This window comes from Acinetobacter sp. ACIN00229, assembly GCF_016106645.1.
Taxonomy (GTDB): domain Bacteria; phylum Pseudomonadota; class Gammaproteobacteria; order Pseudomonadales; family Moraxellaceae; genus Acinetobacter; species Acinetobacter oleivorans.
On sequence record NZ_JADWOM010000003.1, the window covers coordinates 163850 to 182977 of the forward strand.

The window sequence follows — 19128 nt, forward strand, 5'->3', positions numbered from 1 at the left end:
GTCGTATGACCTACTCTTAACATAGCTCTAATTGGTTTTGTTGTTCCAATAGTTTAACTATGGCTGAAAAATCGACTTGTTGTGCATCGGGTTTGGAAACCTGATTAAACTGTTGCTGAATGAGACTAAAAGCTGGGAGTTCCAAATTATTTTGAGTAACGAGATTTAGTGCAATTCCAATATCCTTTTGTAATAAATCTAATGCAAAAGTTTTTTCAAATTTGCGGTTTAAAATACGTTGCATCATGATGTGTTCTGAAACATTACTTTTGCCACTAGAGTGGTTAATACAGTTTATTGCGGAGTGTAAATTTACGCCTTGAGATTTAAGGATACTTAATCCCTCTGCCAACGCCCAAAGATGTGTTGCCATTAATGTGTTATTGATGGCTTTTACTGCAAAGGCAGCTCCACTTTCGCCGACATATTCAACTAAATTAGCAAATGCTTGAATGATTGGTTTTGCTCTTTTAAAAGCAGACTCGTCACCTCCGACCATTACCGTGAGAGTTCCTCGTTCAGCTCCAATCGTTTGACCTGAAACTGGAGCATCCAAATAATCAACTCCATTTAATTTGAGCTGTTGGCTGAGTTTTCTTGCAGTCTCTGGCACACCGCTAGTGCAATCTACCCAAATACACCCTTGTTTTAGTTGAGAATCCGCAATTAAATTTTCTACATCTTGGCTATTAGGTAGGCATGAAAAGATAATATCTGCTTGTAGAGCTTGTGTCAGGTCTACAGCCTGCGTACCAAAGGTTTGCTCATGTTGCTTTGCTTTAGCAAAAGTACGATTCCAAACATAGACTTGGTTACATACTTGGGTTAAATGGGAAGCCATGTGCCATCCCATTGCACCTAAACCGATAAATGAAACACTTTGAATCAAGGAGTTTCTCCAGAATTAGAGATGTGGGACAGAATTAAGCGGTTCTACTGATTTTTCAATAGATTGATTTTCGGATTTTTCCGTTCTGTTGAGTAATAGGTTAAGAACAATTGCTGCAAGTGTTGCAGTTCCAATACCTCCTAAGTCAAATGGCCCAATATGTAGACTTAAATTGCCAGCACCCATAATGAGACTGACTGCTGCAATAATTAAAGTACTATTTTTAGTGAAATCAACTTTGTTATCAATCCAAATTTTTGCTCCAGCAACGGTAATTAAGCCAAAGACAACAATGGACGCACCGCCTAATAAAGCAACAGGAATGGTACTAATAATTGCTCCAAATTTAGGGGATAGACCGAGTAGAATTGCAAATAGTCCCGCAACCACAAAAATAGTTGTTGAATAGACTTTAGTTACAGCCATTACCCCAATATTTTCAGCATAAGTCGTCATGCCTGTACCACCAACAGAAGCTGATAAACTTGTACAAATGCCATCTGCAAAAAAAGCACGACCCATATATGGAGATAAATTACGTTCTGTCATGGCAGAAACCGCTTTAAAATGTCCCAAGTTTTCAGCGACTAAAATAAGCGCAACAGGTGCAATCAATAAAATAGCTTTGGCATTAAAAACAGGTGAGTGAAAAGTGGGTAGGCCAAACCATGCAGCTTGACTGATTGCATTAAAATCGATGGGTTTGCCTAATCCTAAGATATTGGTGAGTAGAAAATAAATAAAATAAGCACTGATGAGCCCGATGAGTAATAGAAGGCGACGAATCATACCTCTTGTAAAAACAGCAACGGCACTAATGCATAAAATGGTAATGACTGCCATCCACGTGTCAAAGCTATTTGTCGAAACGCTTTTGATTGTTACAGGTGCAAGGTTTAAACCAATAATCATGACAATTGCACCAGTGACCACGGGTGGCATGAGTTTTTCAATCCATGCAGTTCCAGTTTTCATGACAATTAAACCGATGCATGCATAAATCAAACCGCAAATGATTGTACCGCCCAGCGCCACAGCTAAATTTGGATTTGATCCAACCCCTGCATACCCTGTGGCTGCTGCGACTGCGCCAATAAAGGCGAAGCTTGATCCGAGATAGCTGGGCATACGCCCACCTGTAATTAAAAAGAACAAGATGGTGCCAATACCAGTAATAAAAATGGTGAGGTTCGGATCAAAGCCCATGAGTAACGGGGCTAAAACAGTTGCTCCGAACATCGCAAAAGCATGTTGTAACCCCAAAACAATACTTTTACCGGGAGGAAGATATTCATCAATTTGTACGGGAGTTTCTAAATTACCTGTGTGCGGCTTAAATTTAGGAAACCAAGATTCTTGTGTTCGCATAACAGATCCTCTTTTTCATTTTTTATCTGCATTAGCATGCTGTTTGTAATTCGCAATAATTGCGGTTGAAGTACATAAGTGCATTAAGCCCACTTTGGTGTTTCATTGCTTTGACCGAACAAAACAAGACATCATGACTACCGATACTCATGCTTTGTACAATTTCACAATCAAATGACACCAAGGCCTCATTCAAAATCGGAGAACCAGTGATTAGCTTGCTCCATTCCCCATGAGCAAAGCGTTCTGGCATTGGCGTTTTCCCGCCAAATATTATAGATAGCGTACTTTGATGAGCAGCTAAAGTATTGACGCAAAGCACCTCATTCTGTTTAAAAGTATTAAACACAGATGCTGAGCGGTTGAGGCAAACCAATAGTGTCGGTGGTGTATCAGTTACACTGCATACAGCGGATGCTGTAAAACCAGCTTGTCCTGCAGGTCCATCCGTCGTGATGACATTCACTGCTGCCCCAAGATTGGCCATGCCTTGTCTAAAAGTATGCTGATCTACTTCTAAGTGTGTTGAGCATGTTTGAGCCAGCTGAATAGCAGATGGAGTTAAAACCTGTTTCTCTTCTCTTTTTTGCATGATTGCTCTCCAGCCCCAATACATGATCATTACAATGAATCGAGGCTAAAACATCACATCAGTTATGATGCTGAAGGTTTTTGTCAGTGACATCGCTTATCCCACATGGGCAATCGATGCAATTTCAATTAAGGCATCGGGTTTCACCAAGCCGCACTGGATACAAAAGCGAGCAGGTTTGTCACCCGGAAAGTATTCGGCATATACCGTATTCACTGCGGTATAGTCCGCCCAATCTTTAATGAAAATGGAATTGAACGTTACGTCATCCATGGTGCCACCCGCAGTTTCAATCACTTTTTTGATTGTTTCTAAAATATGGCGAGTCTGTCCTGCAGCATCACCAATACAAACCACATTATTATTTTCATCAAAAGCCAATGTGCCTGAGACATACACAATATTGTCCGCTTTGGTTGCAGGAACATAGGGTGCAAGTGGTGCCGATGTTCCTTCAGGGATAACAACTTGTTTAGACATAAAATGCTCCAAATCAAAAAATTTTAGTAAAAATTAAATGTATGAATTAGGCAGATTGCTGTAGCAATGTTGATGCCGAACTAAAGGTTTCAATGAAACTATTGGTGTCAGATACCCAGCCAAAAAAAGTTTTAATGTTATATAGCGCTGCGTCGTGAGCCTCTTGAGGTCCGGCTTGATAGCAAGCATCTTTAAGTGCAACACCGAAATATTCCAAAAAGAAACCATCACGTAAGGTCGACTCGACACAGACATTGGTGGCAATACCTACAAAGACCAAATTACGAATACCACGAGCACGTAAAATGCTGTCGAGCGCGGTGTTAAAGAAACCGCTATAACGTGGCTTTTCAATAATGATGTCTTGTGGAAGTGGTTGTAACTCATCAATTAAAGCAAAGTCCCAACCACCTTTAGATAAAAGTTGGCCTTGTAACTCAGGCTGTTTACGCATGGTTTTTAAAGCATTGGATTTATGAAAATTTGGTGAACCTAAACCACCAGCTTCGACGTAGTTTTTATCCCAACCATTTTGAAAATAGATGACCTGAATTCCTGCACTATGTGCAGCATCGATCGCCTTTTTAATATTTTCGACTACAGGTTTAGTCTTTGAAACATCAAAACCTGCTAAATCTAAATACCCACCTAAAGAGGTGTAGGCATTTTGCATATCAATGACAACAAGCGCAGTTTGTTCTGCTGCTAGTTGAATATGTTCAGGTTCGGCTTTTAATACTTTGCCTGTACCGATCTGTGACGTGAATTCTGCACACACAATATTAGACATTTCATTCATGCGCTTTTCTCCAAAACAGTTGGTTCGGCTTGCTCTGCCAGTTCGGTAATGACACTTTCACGACATTTCATGAGCGGTTGAATGCGTTGACCAAAATCTTCTACACCTTGTACAAAGTCATCAAAGGTCAACAAAATTCCTTCTGTACCTTCAATCTCGGAAATCTCATCAAGCATTTTTGCGACATTTTTAAAAGAGCCAACAATGGTGCCCATATTGATATTGACTGGAGAAACACTAGAGGCCATGTGACGAATATTGGTGTCAGTGCCAGACACTTTATCTTTTGCACCTTGGTCTTGTAGCCAACGAATAGCTTCCATGTCCGCACCATCGTTATAGTGTTGCCATTTCTGCATTGCAGCAGCATCTGTTTCGGCTGCAATTACCATAAACAACACATAGGTCTGTACATTGCGTCCAGTTTTGTCAGTTTGAGCTCTTAAGCGATCATTAATTTCGGCATAGGCTGTCGGTGTGTTTAAACCTTTTCCAAAAACAAAGTTGTAATCGGCATATTTTGCGGAAAAAGCTAAACCAGCATCAGACTGTCCTGCACAGATAATTTTCATATCAGCTTGAGGCTGTGGTTTGACCTGACAATCATTCATCTGGAAAAACTCGCCTTTTAGGTCTGACTTCCCGGTTGCCCAAAGTTCACGTAAAACTTCGACATATTCAGATAAGTAGTCATAGCGTTTAGCAAAATATTCATCTCCGGGCCACATACCCATTTGGGAGTATTCAGGCATTTGCCATCCAGTCACGACATTTAGTCCAAAGCGACCGTTGGAAATCGAGTCTATGGTCGATGCCATACGTGCCACAATTGCAGGAGGCATGACTAGTGTTGCAGCGGTTGCATAAATTTGGATTTTGCTGGTGACAGCGGCGAGACCTGCCATGAGGGTAAATGTTTCAAGGTTATAGTCCCAAAACTCAGTTTTTCCGCCAAAACCACGTAACTTAATCATGGAAAGGGCAAAGTCAAAACCGTAGTGTTCAGCACGCTGTACAATTTGTTTGTTTAATTCAAAGGTAGGTTTATATTGCGGTGCATTTTCTGAAAGCAGCCAGCCATTATTTCCAATTGGACAAAAAACGCCGATCTTCATCTTGATTCCCCATCGTGAGTTTAGGAAGTCGAACTGAAAGCTATAAACGATATAATTTTCAGTGTTTGGTTGTATTTTTAATAATGCATAGCTCGTGCCAACTTTAATGTTTGTATATTTATCAATACATTGAATTTATTGTTTGGTATAATTTTTATCAAATGGTAAAAAATAATGCGATTATGCACCAAGGAGGAACTAACTTGCTTTATTGTGCATCATTTGATCAATTTTGCTTTTGGAGTGTGTATGACATCCAATGTTTTAAAACAGCAGAATAAAAAAAGGCGACATTGAAGTCGCCGTGTAGAACTAAGGTATTTCTCTTTTAAGATTGAAGAGGGGGTTATGTACTTAACTCATTCTACCCGACAAGCCTCTTCAAAATTTAAACGGGGAAGGCGAGTATAAACTTTTTGAGGGTCGCCATAGCCGATGTTAATGATGATATTAATATGATGATTTGTGCCTGCAAAAAATAGCTCATCAACTTGTTTCGCATCAAAACCAGACATTGGACCCGTATCTAAACCTAAACTACGACATGCCATAATTAAATATGCAGCTTGTAATGAACTATTACGAAAAGCAGTTTCATGTGCTACGGCTTCACTTGATGTAAACCATGATTTTGCATCGGCATAAGGAAATAGTTCTGGCAGTTTGTCATAAAATCTTGCATCGGTTGCAACCAAAACAGTGACAGGAGCTGTCATCGTGTTTTCTACATTGCCAGACGACAATGCTGGCTTGAGTTTTTGTTTAGCTTCAGGTGTTGTTAAAAAGACAAAACGAGCAGGACTACAGTTGGCAGAAGTCGGCGCCATTTTGACCAGATCATAAATTTGTTGAATTTGCTCAGTGCTGACCGCTTTATCTAACCACGTGCTGTGGGTTCTAGCTTCTAAAAAGAGTTGATCTAAAATATTTAATGTTTTTGCATTCATGATAAGGCCTTAATGTTATGGAAAAATTGAATGAAAGTTTGATTTAGTCGTTGAGATTCGGTCACTGTGGAAGCATGGGCACCAGAGGGTAAAATGCAGAGTTGACCATGAGCGAGTTTGGTAAAAAGATCCTGTGATTTATGTACTGGAACTAAAAAATCATCTTGATTGGCAACGATATGAATTGCGGTGTCTTGCAATGCTTGTAAGTGCTCTGCTTGTAATTGAAAGCGCATCAATGCTTTGAGTCGTGCAAATACATTTGTCTTAGGTGGAAAGTTTTGGAGTTGAATATCTTCGGTATTTTTAATGTCGCTATGATTCTGAGAAATCCATGCTGGAGGATACAAAAATAATGCCTGTGCACGTACATAGGCTTCAGCACCTGCTGACGCTAATAATGCTATACGGGCATCAAAACATTTTTGTGTATGGGCATCTAGCTCATCCCACGCATTAATCAGTGTCAGGCTGAGCATGGTAATTGAGCTGGATTGTAGTTGCTTTGCGAGTTCCATTCCGATGATGCCACCCAAAGCATGCCCGATCATATGGAATTCATGAATTTGAAGATGTTCTAATAAGTGTAATACTTGATTTGCCATATCACACATATGGTAGTGTGCAGGTAATAAAGCACTGTCTTGGTGACAGCCTTCTTGGTCATAAGTCACGATGTTGAAATGCGTACTCAACGATTCAAGCTGTGGACTCCAAAAACTAGCATGACCACCTAACCCAGATGACAAAATCAAATAAGGGGCGTTTTTTTGAGATGAACATGGATAAATATAATATTTCATTTTTTACCATTTGATAAAATAATGAAAATTCAAAAGCAATTTATATGCCTGAATTAATCAAAAATGGCAAATTGAGACAATATTTTGTGCAAAAGATTTAGATTGTAGAAGTAGGAAAATCAATGTGATGATTAAGCCAATAATATTTAGATTAAGCTGAGTAGGTGTCAGAAATGGATATCCAAATTAAAAGAATTTATGAAAATGCTGAGCCTAGTGATGGAAAGCGAATTTTGGTTGACCGCCTATGGAGTAGGGGGATTAGTAAGGAAAATGCTCATTTAGATTTGTGGTTAAAAGAAGTGGCACCTTCAACTGAACTGCGCAAGTGGTTCCATGCAGCAACGCCAGATCATTGGGAAGAATTTAAGCAGCGTTATTTAAAAGAGCTTGAAACCAACTCCGCAGTTGAAGAGCTACAACGCATCGCAGTAAAACATACAGTTACGCTTTTATATTCAGCAAAAGATGTTGAAAATAACCATGCAATTATTTTGAAAGAATATTTATTAAGTAAAAACTCAAAATGAATGTATAAATTTTTTTTTGGTAAAAGTCTTTTATTTAAAACTTTAAAAAATGAGTCATATCTCGCATAATATACTTTTTGAGATTTTTTTCATGTCGTTGCCAAACTGCCCAAAATGCCAATCAGAATATACTTACCAAGATGGCGACTTATTAATTTGTCCTGAATGCTCAAATGAGTGGAAAGAAGGGGATGCATCACTTACTGAAGAACAAGAAATTATTAAAGATGCTAATGGAAATGTATTAGCTGATGGAGACAGCGTAACTGTCATTAAAGACTTAAAAATTAAAGGTTCATCTTCAGTCGTAAAAGTCGGCACGAAAGTAAAAACGATTCGTTTAGTTCCAGATGCAAGTGATGGCCACAATATCGATTGTAAAATTGATGGTATTGGTCAGATGAAGTTAAAATCTGAATTTGTAAAAAAAGCTTAAATTGTTAATTTTAATTACATTTCAGTAGAGATATGCACTTATATCTCTACTTTTTAAATTTCTAAGATCATTATAATTTTATTACGAAAAAGTATAAAAAATGGGCTATTCAAAGAATGATAGCCCATTTATATTGTCTTAAATAACAAATAACTTTCGTCCAGAATAATAACGAAAGTCATACCCACACCAACAAAAAAATGAGGTTTTTATGGCAGGATGGTACGAAATTTCACTAGCGAGTGATGGACAATACCGCTTTATTTTAAAGGCAGGAAATGGTGAACCTATTCTAAATAGTGAGCTATATAAGGCTAAAGCTTCTGCGGTAAATGGTATTGAATCAATTCAAAAAAATAGTGGTGATGACGCACGATATGAGCGTTTAACTGCAAAGAATGGGAAACCTTATTTCAATTTAAAAGCTGCAAATCATCAAATTATTGGCACAAGTCAATTCTATGCGAGCGAAGCTTCACGTGATAAAGGAATTGAGTCTGTTAAAACCAATGGTTCATCGACAACTATTAAAGACTTAACGGTTCAGGCATAAAAATTGAGTTAAAAAAAGCAGCTTCTTAAAGCTGCTTTTTTATTTGTCTATTTATTAACGCGATAACTTAGCTAAAAGTTCTTCTTTCGTTAAATTGCTCGCTTCAGCATCGCGACGGCCTTTATATTCAAAAGTACCGGCATCAAGACCTTTTTCACCAATCACAATACGGTGTGGAATACCCATCAATTCAAGATCAGAGAACTTAACGCCCGGACGTTCGTTACGATCATCAAGCAACACATCAAAACCTTGAGCTTGAAGTTCTGCATAAAGTGCTTCTGCTGCTTCAAGAGTACGTGGTGATTTGTGCGCATTCATTGGAACAATTGCAATTTCAAAAGGTGCAATAGCTTGTGGCCATATAATACCTTTGTCATCGTAGTTTTGTTCAATTGCAGCTGCAACAACACGAGTTACGCCAATACCGTAGCATCCCATGGTTACTGTAAATGGTTTGCCATCTTCACCTAGAACTTTACAGCCTAAAGCTTCAGAGTATTTAGTACCAAGTTGGAAAATATGACCTACTTCAATACCACGTTTAATTTGTAGCGTGCCTTTACCGTCTGGAGATGGGTCACCTTCAACGACATTACGCAAATCAAAAACTTCTGTAATTTGCGCATCACGTTCCCAGTTTACGCCAACAGCATGTTTGTCAGCTTCATTTGCACCAGCAACGAAATCTGAAAGAACAGATGCAGCGCGGTCAACAATTACAGTTAAACCTTTTTCAACTAAACCTTGTGGACCTGTAAACCCAGCAGTTAAACCAAATGCTTGAAGTTGTGCTTCAGTTGCAAAAGTAAGAGGGGCAGCCACTAAAGGATGCTTCTCAGCTTTAATCTCATTCAGTTCGTGGTCACCACGTACAAATAGAGCAACAACAGGAACATTACCTTTTTCGTCAGCAACACCTTGAACCAATAAAGCTTTAACAGATTGCTTTGGATCAGCATTTAAGAACTGACATACATCATCAATTGTTTTTTGATTTGGTGTTTCAACCAATTTAAATTCTTGTGTCGGTGCTGCACGTGCACCCACTAAAACAGCCTCAGCCATTTCAACGTTTGCTGCATAATCAGATTCAGTTGAAAATGCGATGTCATCTTCACCACTAGCAGCCAATACGTGGAATTCGTGTGAAGCTGAACCACCAATAGAACCTGTGTCGGCTTGTACTGGACGGAAATCTAAACCTAAACGAGTGAAAATACGGCTATAGGTGTCGTACATTACGTCATAAGTTTCTTGTAGTGACTCTTGAGTTGCATGGAAAGAATAAGCATCTTTCATGATGAACTCACGTGAACGCATTACACCAAAACGTGGACGAATTTCATCACGGAATTTGGTTTGAATTTGATAGAAATTTACAGGAAGCTGCTTATAACTTTTAAGTTCGTTACGCGCCATGTCTGTAATAACTTCTTCATGCGTTGGCCCAAGTACGAATGGGTTCGTATGACGATCTTTAAAGCGTAATAATTCAGGACCATATTGTTCATATCGACCCGATTCTTCCCAAAGACTTGCGGGTTGAGTCACGGGCATGAATACTTCCATTGCGCCTGAGCGGTTCATTTCTTCACGAACAATCGCATCTACTTTTTTAAGCACACGTGTTCCCATCGGCAGCCATGTATATAAACCAGATGCCAATTTACGAATCATCCCCGCACGTAACATGAGCTGGTGTGAAATCACTTCAGCATCATTTGGGGTTTCTCTCAACGTTGCAAATAAAAAGCGGCTTGCGCGCATGGAAAAAGTCCTAAAAGTTAAGCGTTATAAAAACGCAGATTATACGATAATCGCTGCATTATGACATGAATCGTCGAGTTTGACGCAGCATAAAGTTTTTCAAGTCATCTAGATAAGTGAAAATGACGGGTACAACCACAAGAGTCAATAGGGTAGAAGTAATTACTCCCCCAATCACAGCGTGAGCCATTGGTGCGCTTTGTTCACCGCCCTCACCAAGACCTAAAGCTAGGGGAACCATCCCCATCACCATAGCACTTGTCGTCATTAAAATTGGACGTAAACGAGTTTTGCCCGCTTGTAAAATAGCATCATAACGGCTTGTCCCCTGATCCATTGCTTTCTTAATAAAGTCGATAAGCAAAATCGCATTTTTAGTGACGAGCCCCATCAACATAATAATGCCGATAATCGAAAATAGATTTAGGGTACTTTTGAACAAGAATAGGGCAAGAAAAACACCAATGAGTGACAATGGTAAAGAGGTCATAATTGCAGCAGGATGGATAAAGCTATTAAACTGAGAACCTAAAACAATATAGATAAATACAATTGAAAGGGTGATGGCTGTTAATGCATATCCAGCAGATTCAGCCATGTCAGCATTTGCCCCTTGAGTATCAAATGTATATCCAGCAGGTAGTTTAAATGCCTTTTGCATTTTATCGATGTCTTGACCAATGTCGCCGCTAGGTCGTCCTGAGGTATTTGCCTCAATCAATACTTCACGCTCAAGATCACGTCGGTTAATTTGTGAAGCACCGAGTTTTTCTTCGGTTGTTGCAACTGCGCTAAGTGGAACTAATATATTTTGCCCAGTCGCATTGGTCTTATTGGAGTTGAGATATAGGTTTTGCACATCTTGCGGAAGCATACGTTTATTTTCATTTAAACGTACATTCACATCATAATTTTCGCCATCACGATCTTCCCAAGTTGTGACATTATCACCCGCAATTAATGGGCGAATCGCATTGGCAATCTGAGAAACGGATAAACCTAAGTCACTTGCCAGTACACGATTAATGTGGACACCCAGAGTCGGTTTAGGTTCTTTCAATGAGCTTTCTAAATCAACTACACCTTTAATTTTTTCCATTTCAGCAATAAAACGATCTGAAATTTTCTGTAGCTCATTTAGGTCAGATCCTTTAATTGAGATCATGATTGGCTTTTGTCCGCCTGAGACTGAATCTTGTGCTGCGGCAACAGAAGTCACTCGAATACCCGCTACACTTTGCAAACGATCACGGAACTCATTGTTGAGTGTATTTAAATCTGAGCTACGTTCTTGTTTGGGCTTTAAGGTCACGCCTAAACCTGCATGGTTTTTACCTGAGTCTACTTCACTGTTGACCACGCCATAAGTAGAAACCACATCGGGAAATTGTCTAATAATTTTATCGACTTGATGTAATTTCGCTTGAGTATATTCCAAGGATGCATCTACAGGAGTTTCAAACTGAATACGAACTTCACCTTTATCTGGGGTAGGTACAAATTCGGTCCCAATCAGTTTAGACAGTCCTAATGCAGTAAATAATGAAACAATTGCAATAATGACTGTGATGAAACGGAAACGTAAAGCCAGCTTTAAGAGCTTTTCATAAACATGAGTCAGTCGATCTAACACATTAGAAATATGGTTAAAAAAGCGTTGTAACCAATTATCTTTTTTCTTGACTGGATCTTTCCAGTGAGCAGAAAGCATCGGATCAAGCGTAAAACTAATAAACATTGAAATTAAAACGGCTGTACTCACCGTTACACCAAACTGATAAAAGAAACGTCCAATCAACCCGCCCATGAAGGCGACAGGTAAAAATACGGCCACAATGGTAAGCGTGGTTGCGAGTACGGCTAAACCGATTTCTTTCGTGCCTTCTAAGGCAGCAGTCACATGATCTTTGCCAAGTTCAGTATGTCTTACGATGTTTTCCCGAACCACAATCGCATCATCAATTAATAGACCAATACTGAGCGATAGGGCCAATAACGTCATCATATTAATGCTAAAACCAAAAGCCCAAATGAAAGTTAAGGTTCCTAGCAAAGTAATCGGTAAGGTTAAGCCTGTAATAACGGTAGAGCGGAAAGAGCCTAAAAATAATAGAACAATTAAAACTGCTAAGGCAGCACCTTCAATAATGGTACGGGTCACATCTTTAATTGAAGCACGAATTCCTTTGGAGCTATCGGCCACAACTTTGTAGTTTAAACCCGCAGGCATTTGTGTTTTTAATTTCTCTAAAGTTTGATAGGTTTTATCGACAACCTGAATCACATTGGCATCGGAACTCTTTAAAATATCGACAGAGACTGCTGTTCTTCCATTATAAAATGCGCTTGATTGTAGTTCGGCTTGTGTATCTTCAATAGTTGCAACTTGCTTTAGAAAAATTGGTGAACCATTTTTATTGGCAATCACCAAATCACCAAAAGCAAGTGGATGAATGATCTTTGATTGAATCTGTACAACCAGTTCAGAATTCTTTTGTTGTAAGGTTCCTGCGGGAACTTCAATATTTTCATTTTTTAGCGTATTAATGACCTGATCAATACCAATGCCGTAACTTTGCAATTGCTCAGGAAGAATTTTTATTCGTATTTGCCGTTTGGCATCCCCCAATAAATTCACATTACCGACACCAGACACAGTTTTAAGCTGCGGCACGATACGTTTATCTACATATGAACTTAATTGAGCCAAACTCATGCTATTTGATTCAAATACAACTGACATGATCGGGCTAGAGGAGGGGTCGTAGCGTTGTACAATCGGTGTATCAATTTCATCACGAAATTGGGCTGTGACAGGAGCAATTTTGTCACGAACATCTTGTGCTGCAAGGGCCGATGAAGTATCGAGATTGAACTCAGCCACAATCATTGAAAAGCCTTCACTTGAGCGTGAAGTGATTTGTTTAATCCCAGAAATTGTATTGATCTGATCTTCGAGTTTTTTTGTAATATCTGATTCGACAGCTTCAGGTGAAGCACCAGCATATTGCGTAGTCACTACTACGAATGGGAAATCAACGTTCGGAAACTCTTCCACCGTCATACGTTTCCAAGAAGCCAACCCGAGTACCATTAAGCTGATCATCATCATAATAGTAAAAACGGGGTATTTCACACTGATTCGAGTAAACCACATATGCTATTTTCTACCTTATTTATTTTTTTCGGTTGTAACCGTCACTTTTTTATTAATGTCGGAATCTTCAAATTGAATACGGCTCACTAGATCTGTGCGTTGTAGGCCATCAACTAAAGCAATATTGTCGTTATAGCGCTGTTCAATCACACGAATTTTAACTTTTTGAATGGTGTGATTACGTACCACCCATACAAAAGGATCATGTTGCATATTTTGAATGCTGTCTAAAGGAATCGTTTGGCCTTGCTGAGTGTCATTGCGGAGAATATTTCCATTAATGAAAGCGCCAATGCTTAACGAATCAATTTTTTCTTTAGGAACGGCAAAAAATTCGATTTGTCGGCTGTCTTGATCTGCAACAGGTGAAATACGTGTAAGCGTCGCATTTAACTGTTTAGAATTTCCTTGAATCTGATATTGAATGCTGCTACCGACTTTAAGAGCAGACTGCTGTTCAATTGGTAGCTTGGCTTGTATTTCAAGTTGGTCTGGATTTACGATTTCAAATAAGGTTTGACCAACTGATACGGTCTGACCAGGTTCGACTTGTCGTTTAGTAATGACGCCTGAAATTGGGCTGGTAATAATGCCGTCTTGATCAGCCTTACGAGCAATATCAACATTCGCTTGTTGGGCCTTTACACTTTCAAGTTGTCCTTTATAGTCAACCTGACTCTGTTCAAACTCGACACGAGCAATAAACCCCTGATTAAAAAGTCGTTGCTTTCGGTTCATTAAATTGCGTGCAAGTTCAGCTTGTGACTGAGCTGATGCGAGGTTGGCGCGCGCTTGTGCTAAACGTGCAACATTGTCCTGATTATTCAATCTCACTAAAACTTGGCCTTTTTGTACCTGTTGACCAACATTTGTAGTTACAGTCGTCGCTGTGGCGCTCACTTGAGCCTGAATTGAACTTTGCTGAACCGCACGGATGGTTCCCGTAAATGCAGTTTGAGAGTCAAGTGCTCCTTCTTTAACTGCAATTAGGTCTTGGGGAATGAGTTCAATTTTTGCTGGAGCTGATGCCGTTGTTTTAGTCGTTTCTTGCTGATTACATGCAGCTAAAATCAAACATAAACTAATAATACTCAGTTTAAAAATAGTGGAAGGGGTGAGATGCATCTTGTGCATACAGCATCATCCTATAATTCAAATTTTATTTTGCCCCTATTCTTGATAAACCTTTACAGTTATTCAAGCTTTTTTAAACGCTCGATAATGTTTTCATACTCGCTATTGGTACGTTTGTAAGTCTTGGAAAGTGTTTCAAGTGTCTGTTTGACTTTGTAAATATTATTTAGATTGTTTTCAATCAAAGTCTTATGTCGTTCAGGAATGACTTCTCGCTTTCTGAAATATTCCATTTCTTGACGCTTAAATAAAATTTTGTCTTGTTGTAACTGGTCGAGTTGTTCCTCTTGATAGTTAATTTGCTTCTTTATAGCAAGTAATGCTTGATCTCTTTTAAGCATGGCTGTCTTACTATTGCTATAAGCATTTTTTAATTTGATATCTAGTTCTCTATGCCGTGCCGATAATGCTCGTTGACCTGATTGATTTAAATCAGCCTCGGCACTATAAGAGTGATTTCTTTTAATCACTTGCATATTTTGATCTAGAACTTCATAACCGTAACGAATGTGAGCAGGAGTGACAGATGTACTGATATTGGCAGTACCGTGTTGATCATAATAACGATACCAGACCACTTTAGAAGTATCTGCTAGAGCCAAGGTTGTTGAAAAACAGAGCGAACCGAAGGAAATAATGCCTATAGATACAGACAAGCAGTTCCTATAAAAGGCATATTTCATCCGATTATTCATTGAAAATCCCCAAAAAAAGAAAGCTAAATCGCTTATTTTTAAATAATTAATCTTTAATATATTAGTTATTATTTAGCTGAATAAAAATATAGTCATTATAAAAAAAATGATAATTTTAATTAAAGTGTGATGAGGTTAAAAGTTATTGTTTATAAATGAGAAAGTAGACAAAAATGCCTCATTGAAAATAGACTGTGAGATATGTTAAAAATGCGTATAAATGCGTAAAAACAAATTTAAGTTAAATTGCATTTATATTTTATATTTATGGGGATGGAAGATTAAATGGAAGATGCATTCCAAAATCTGAAAGTAATGGTAATTGATGACTCAAAAACCATTCGCCGAACAGCCGAAACTTTATTACAGCGAGAAGGCTGTGAAGTAATTACTGCGGTGGATGGATTTGAAGCTTTGTCCAAAATTGCAGAGGCAAATCCAGATATTGTTTTTGTCGATATCATGATGCCTCGTTTAGACGGTTATCAAACTTGCGCTTTGATTAAAAACTCTCAAAATTATCAGAACATTCCCGTTATCATGCTCTCTAGTAAAGATGGTTTATTTGATCAGGCAAAAGGGCGTGTGGTAGGTTCAGATGAATACTTGACGAAACCTTTTAGCAAAGACGAATTGTTAAACGCGATTCGTAATCATGTAAGTTCATAATTAAGTAATTTAAGGGCAAAGAAATGGCACGTATTCTTATTGTTGATGACTCACCAACAGAAACTTATCGTTTTAGAGAAATTCTAACCAAGCACGGCTATGACGTACTTGAAGCATCTAATGGTGCAGATGGTGTAACTTTAGCAAAAGCTGAACAGCCTGACTTAGTGTTAATGGATGTTGTTATGCCTGGTGTAAATGGTTTTCAGGCAACACGTCAGATTACCCGCGATGAAGACACTAAGCATATTCCTGTTGTTATTGTGAGTACTAAAGATCAGGCAACTGACCGAGTATGGGGTAAGCGTCAAGGTGCAATCGATTATCTGATTAAACCTATCGAAGAAAAGCAATTGATTGATGTAATTAAACAATTTCTAAATTAACTCATCCATCCATAAAAACATAAATAACGGGATTATCTGCCCGTTTTATAGGATCGAGTATGGCAGCGAATGGATTTATCGAGTTACTTCGTTTGTCTAAACGGGGTAATAAGAATTACGCTTCAGTTCAAAATGAAGCACAGCGATGGTCAGGGATTGCTTTTGAAATGAGAGGGCAATACTTCGTCGCACCACTTGGGGAAGTGTCAGAAGTTATCTATCCACCGAAATATACGCCAGTTCCAAATGCTCAAAGTTGGGTAAAAGGTTTAGCGAACATTCGGGGAAGGTTGCTTTCAGTTTCTGATTTGGCTCATTTTATTTCAGGGCAACGAAGTACATTTTCGTCTGCCCAAAAAGTGTTATGTATTAGCCATCACGACCAGTATGTGGGGTTGGTTGTGGATCAGGTCTTGGGGATTCAGCACTTTAATAAAAAAAGTTTTTTTTCTCAAAGCTTAGACTTAGAGGAAAACCTAAAAGATTATTGCCAAGGTTATTTTCACCAACATAACCAGCATTGGCATGTCTTTTTATTTAGTCGTTTATTGCAAAACCCACATTACATGAATGCATCGACAAAATTTATAAACTAATTTTTTTACGCTGTGAAAAACAGAGTATTTTCTGGGGAGAAGCTATGGGCTTTAAGCTTAAAAAGAAAGGCGGCAATCGTGTTGCGTCCGAAAAATCGGGTCTCAATTTTATTGCAAAAATCCAGTCAGGAATTGAGCAATACGCCAGTTTATTTGGGGAAAGTGAAAAGTCCAAGCCTATCCTTTATGTAGCGTTGTTATGTTTGGTATTTGCTTTAACTTCGCTCGTTTATTTATTTTATAGCGTACCTCGACATAACGAATTAACACGTAGTTTAGGTGAGTTGCGTTTATTGTCACAGACGATTTCTAGACAGGCTACTGAAGCAACGGCTTCTGGTTCACCTAAAGCTATGAAAGAGTTAGCGGAATCAAATAAACTTTTTGCAGAAAACATCAAAGATGTTGAAAATATTCATGGTAAATCTTCAAAAGAATACAAAAAAGTTGCAGTTCTGTGGAAAGCTTTGTCTTATGACATTAACTTGATCTCGTCACATCAAGATGTAATTAATCAGTTATATAACATGAATATCTCGATTAGTGATTCTATTCCAGAGATTCAGGCTGAATATAACTTGATGGTTGATAAGATGGTTCGCGAAAAAGCACCAAGTAGTCAGGTGATTATTGCTAAGAACCAAGTATTTATTGCGGAACGTATTTTACGCTCTATTAACACTGTTTTGGTTGGTACTGAAAACTCTCAAACCTCAGCACATGACTTTGGTGTGGATATTGAGACGTTTGGTGTGTATTTAAATGCACAGCTAAACGGAAATGCTGAATTGGGTGTTGCTAGAGTTGAGTCTCCGGAAGTACGTGAGTCTTTGGAAGGTATTAAATCTGAATATGATAAAGTTTTAAAATCTGCAGCGGCATCAGTTCTTCAGCATACAGATCAGATTGTAAACGTACGTCAGTCATCAGGCGAGATCTTATCGGAATCTGATGAAATGTTATCTGTATTGGGTGATCTTTCTAAGCAAACACAATATGGTTGGAAAGCATTTGCTTTAGTTGCCCTTCTTACATTATCACTTCTAGGTTTAATTAGTTCAGTCTTAAAGCTTTTATCACTTCGTAGTAAAGCAGATAAACAACGTGTAGCTACCTTACAAGAAGAATATGACCGTAACCAAAACGCGATTTTACGTTTACTAGATGAAATCGCCGACTTGGCAGACGGTGACTTGCGTTCATATGCAACGGTATCTGAAGACTTTACGGGAGCAATTGCCGACTCGATTAACTTCGCGATTGACCAATTACGTGATCTTGTATCCCGAATTCATGAAACTTCTCAGGAAGTTGCCCGCTATACGCATGATACTCAGAATATTACTAACCAGTTGGCAGAAGCATCAGAGCATCAGGCACAAGAGATTGCCGGCGCATCAACCGCAATGAATGAAATGGCGCAATCAATTGACCAAGTATCTTCAAATGCATCGGAATCTACCGAAGTAGCAGAACGTTCGGTACAAATTGCTTCTAATGGCGCACAAGTGGTAAACCGTTCAATTGAAGGTATGGACACGATTCGTGAACAGATTCAGGAAACTTCTAAGCGTATTAAACGTTTGGGTGAGTCTTCACAAGAAATTGGTAACATCGTATCGTTAATTAACGACATTGCGGACCAAACAAACATTCTTGCATTAAATGCGGCAATTCAAGCATCTATGGCAGGTGAGGCTGGACGTGGTTTTGCCGTGGTTGCAGATGAAGTACAGCGTCTTGCGGAACGTTCAGCATCAGCAACTAAACAGATCGAAACTCTGGTTAAAACAATTCAGACTGATACTAACGAAGCTGTTATTTCAATGGAACAGACAACAACTGAGGTTGTACGCGGAGCGAACTTGGCAAAAGATGCGGGTATTGCCTTGGACGAGATTCAAAAAGTATCGGGTGACTTGGCAAACTTAATGGCCAGCATTTCTGATGCAGCAAAACTTCAGTCTGCATCTGCGAGTCATATTGCGACAACCATGACCGTCGTACAAGAAATTACTTCGCAAACCACAACTGCAACATTCGATACAGCACGTTCGGTTTCTGAATTAGCAAATATGGCAGAGTCATTACGTGAATCGGTAACGGACTTTAAATTACCTGATTAAATTGGGGACGAGGATAGCTGTTTCTATAATAGCTATCCTTTTAAAAGTATTAACAACGCTAGGTAAATATTGGGGACACAGTT

19 protein-coding genes are annotated in these 19128 nt (G+C 38.8%); 7 read left to right on the plus strand and 12 right to left on the minus strand.

From position 1 onward, the window contains the following. Window positions 1–16: 16 nt before the first annotated feature. The 8 genes from I7H67_RS03640 to rutD form a co-directional block, all read right to left on the minus strand. Entirely contained in the window at window positions 17–889 is an 873-nt protein-coding gene (locus tag I7H67_RS03640) for an NAD(P)-dependent oxidoreductase (protein ID WP_151826578.1), read from the minus strand. A 15-nt stretch (window positions 890–904) separates the two neighbouring features. Then, window positions 905–2257 carry a pyrimidine utilization transport protein G gene (gene rutG, locus I7H67_RS03645; RefSeq protein WP_068612099.1) on the minus strand — a complete coding sequence of 451 codons (1353 nt, stop codon included), beginning with the start codon at window positions 2255–2257 and terminating at the stop codon, window positions 905–907. Between the two features lie 31 nt (window positions 2258–2288). Further along, entirely contained in the window at window positions 2289–2879 is a 591-nt protein-coding gene (gene rutF, locus I7H67_RS03650) for an NADH-dependent FMN reductase RutF (RefSeq protein WP_198307102.1), read from the minus strand. 66 nt (window positions 2880–2945) lie between these two features. Then, on the minus strand, window positions 2946–3329 hold the full coding sequence (gene rutC / locus I7H67_RS03655; protein ID WP_002116077.1) for a pyrimidine utilization protein C: 384 nt from the start codon (window positions 3327–3329) through the stop codon (window positions 2946–2948). Between the two features lie 46 nt (window positions 3330–3375). Beyond that, a complete protein-coding gene (gene rutB / locus I7H67_RS03660) occupies window positions 3376–4128 on the minus strand; it encodes a pyrimidine utilization protein B (protein ID WP_151826576.1) in 753 nt (250 codons plus the stop codon). Beyond that, window positions 4125–5243 carry a pyrimidine utilization protein A gene (rutA, locus tag I7H67_RS03665; protein ID WP_151826575.1) on the minus strand — a complete coding sequence of 373 codons (1119 nt, stop codon included), beginning with the start codon at window positions 5241–5243 and terminating at the stop codon, window positions 4125–4127. The genes rutB and rutA overlap by 4 nt, the downstream gene beginning before the upstream one ends. Before the next feature lie 359 nt (window positions 5244–5602). After that, window positions 5603–6190 (minus strand): malonic semialdehyde reductase, encoded by a 588-nt coding sequence (locus I7H67_RS03670; RefSeq protein WP_198307103.1) that lies wholly within the window; start codon window positions 6188–6190, stop codon window positions 5603–5605. Beyond that, window positions 6187–6993 carry a pyrimidine utilization protein D gene (gene rutD, locus I7H67_RS03675; protein ID WP_151826573.1) on the minus strand — a complete coding sequence of 269 codons (807 nt, stop codon included), beginning with the start codon at window positions 6991–6993 and terminating at the stop codon, window positions 6187–6189. Before rutD ends, I7H67_RS03670 begins: the two co-directional genes overlap by 4 nt. Before the next feature lie 173 nt (window positions 6994–7166). Here rutD and I7H67_RS03680 point away from each other — a divergent pair, with 173 nt between their 5' ends. The 3 genes from I7H67_RS03680 (at window position 7167) to I7H67_RS03690 (ending at window position 8512) form a co-directional block, all read left to right on the plus strand. Next, entirely contained in the window at window positions 7167–7523 is a 357-nt protein-coding gene (locus I7H67_RS03680) for a DUF488 domain-containing protein (protein WP_198307104.1), read from the plus strand. Window positions 7524–7614: 91 nt separating this feature from the next. After that, window positions 7615–7959 (plus strand): zinc ribbon domain-containing protein YjdM, encoded by a 345-nt coding sequence (locus I7H67_RS03685; RefSeq protein ID WP_016137144.1) that lies wholly within the window; start codon window positions 7615–7617, stop codon window positions 7957–7959. 211 nt (window positions 7960–8170) lie between these two features. Further along, window positions 8171–8512, plus strand: coding sequence for a YegP family protein (locus I7H67_RS03690; RefSeq protein WP_005309794.1), 342 nt, complete (start codon window positions 8171–8173; stop codon window positions 8510–8512). 54 nt (window positions 8513–8566) lie between these two features. Here I7H67_RS03690 and I7H67_RS03695 read toward each other — a convergent pair whose 3' ends face one another. The 4 genes from I7H67_RS03695 to I7H67_RS03710 form a co-directional block, all read right to left on the minus strand. After that, window positions 8567–10282, minus strand: a complete 1716-nt coding sequence (locus tag I7H67_RS03695) for a proline--tRNA ligase (RefSeq protein ID WP_198307105.1) — start codon at window positions 10280–10282, stop codon at window positions 8567–8569. Window positions 10283–10340: 58 nt separating this feature from the next. Next, entirely contained in the window at window positions 10341–13439 is a 3099-nt protein-coding gene (locus I7H67_RS03700) for an efflux RND transporter permease subunit (RefSeq protein ID WP_198307106.1), read from the minus strand. A gap of 15 nt (window positions 13440–13454) precedes the next feature. Continuing rightward, window positions 13455–14564 carry an efflux RND transporter periplasmic adaptor subunit gene (locus tag I7H67_RS03705; RefSeq protein ID WP_107881308.1) on the minus strand — a complete coding sequence of 370 codons (1110 nt, stop codon included), beginning with the start codon at window positions 14562–14564 and terminating at the stop codon, window positions 13455–13457. A 68-nt stretch (window positions 14565–14632) separates the two neighbouring features. After that, the gene (locus I7H67_RS03710) at window positions 14633–15268 is read right to left on the minus strand and encodes a hypothetical protein (protein WP_005309804.1); all 636 of its coding nucleotides are present in this window, start codon (window positions 15266–15268) and stop codon (window positions 14633–14635) included. Window positions 15269–15553: 285 nt separating this feature from the next. Here I7H67_RS03710 and pilG point away from each other — a divergent pair, with 285 nt between their 5' ends. From pilG to I7H67_RS03730, 4 genes are read left to right on the plus strand one after another with little or no spacing between them, the layout of a single operon-like run. After that, window positions 15554–15937, plus strand: a complete 384-nt coding sequence (pilG, locus tag I7H67_RS03715; protein WP_000389061.1) for a twitching motility response regulator PilG — start codon at window positions 15554–15556, stop codon at window positions 15935–15937. A 23-nt stretch (window positions 15938–15960) separates the two neighbouring features. Beyond that, a complete protein-coding gene (locus tag I7H67_RS03720; RefSeq protein ID WP_004789266.1) occupies window positions 15961–16323 on the plus strand; it encodes a response regulator in 363 nt (120 codons plus the stop codon). Between the two features lie 59 nt (window positions 16324–16382). After that, window positions 16383–16919: a chemotaxis protein CheW gene (locus I7H67_RS03725; protein WP_005309806.1), complete on the plus strand. Its 537-nt coding sequence runs from the start codon at window positions 16383–16385 to the stop codon at window positions 16917–16919. A gap of 44 nt (window positions 16920–16963) precedes the next feature. Next, a complete protein-coding gene (locus I7H67_RS03730; RefSeq protein ID WP_192455290.1) occupies window positions 16964–19045 on the plus strand; it encodes a methyl-accepting chemotaxis protein in 2082 nt (693 codons plus the stop codon). Window positions 19046–19128 lie beyond the last annotated feature (83 nt).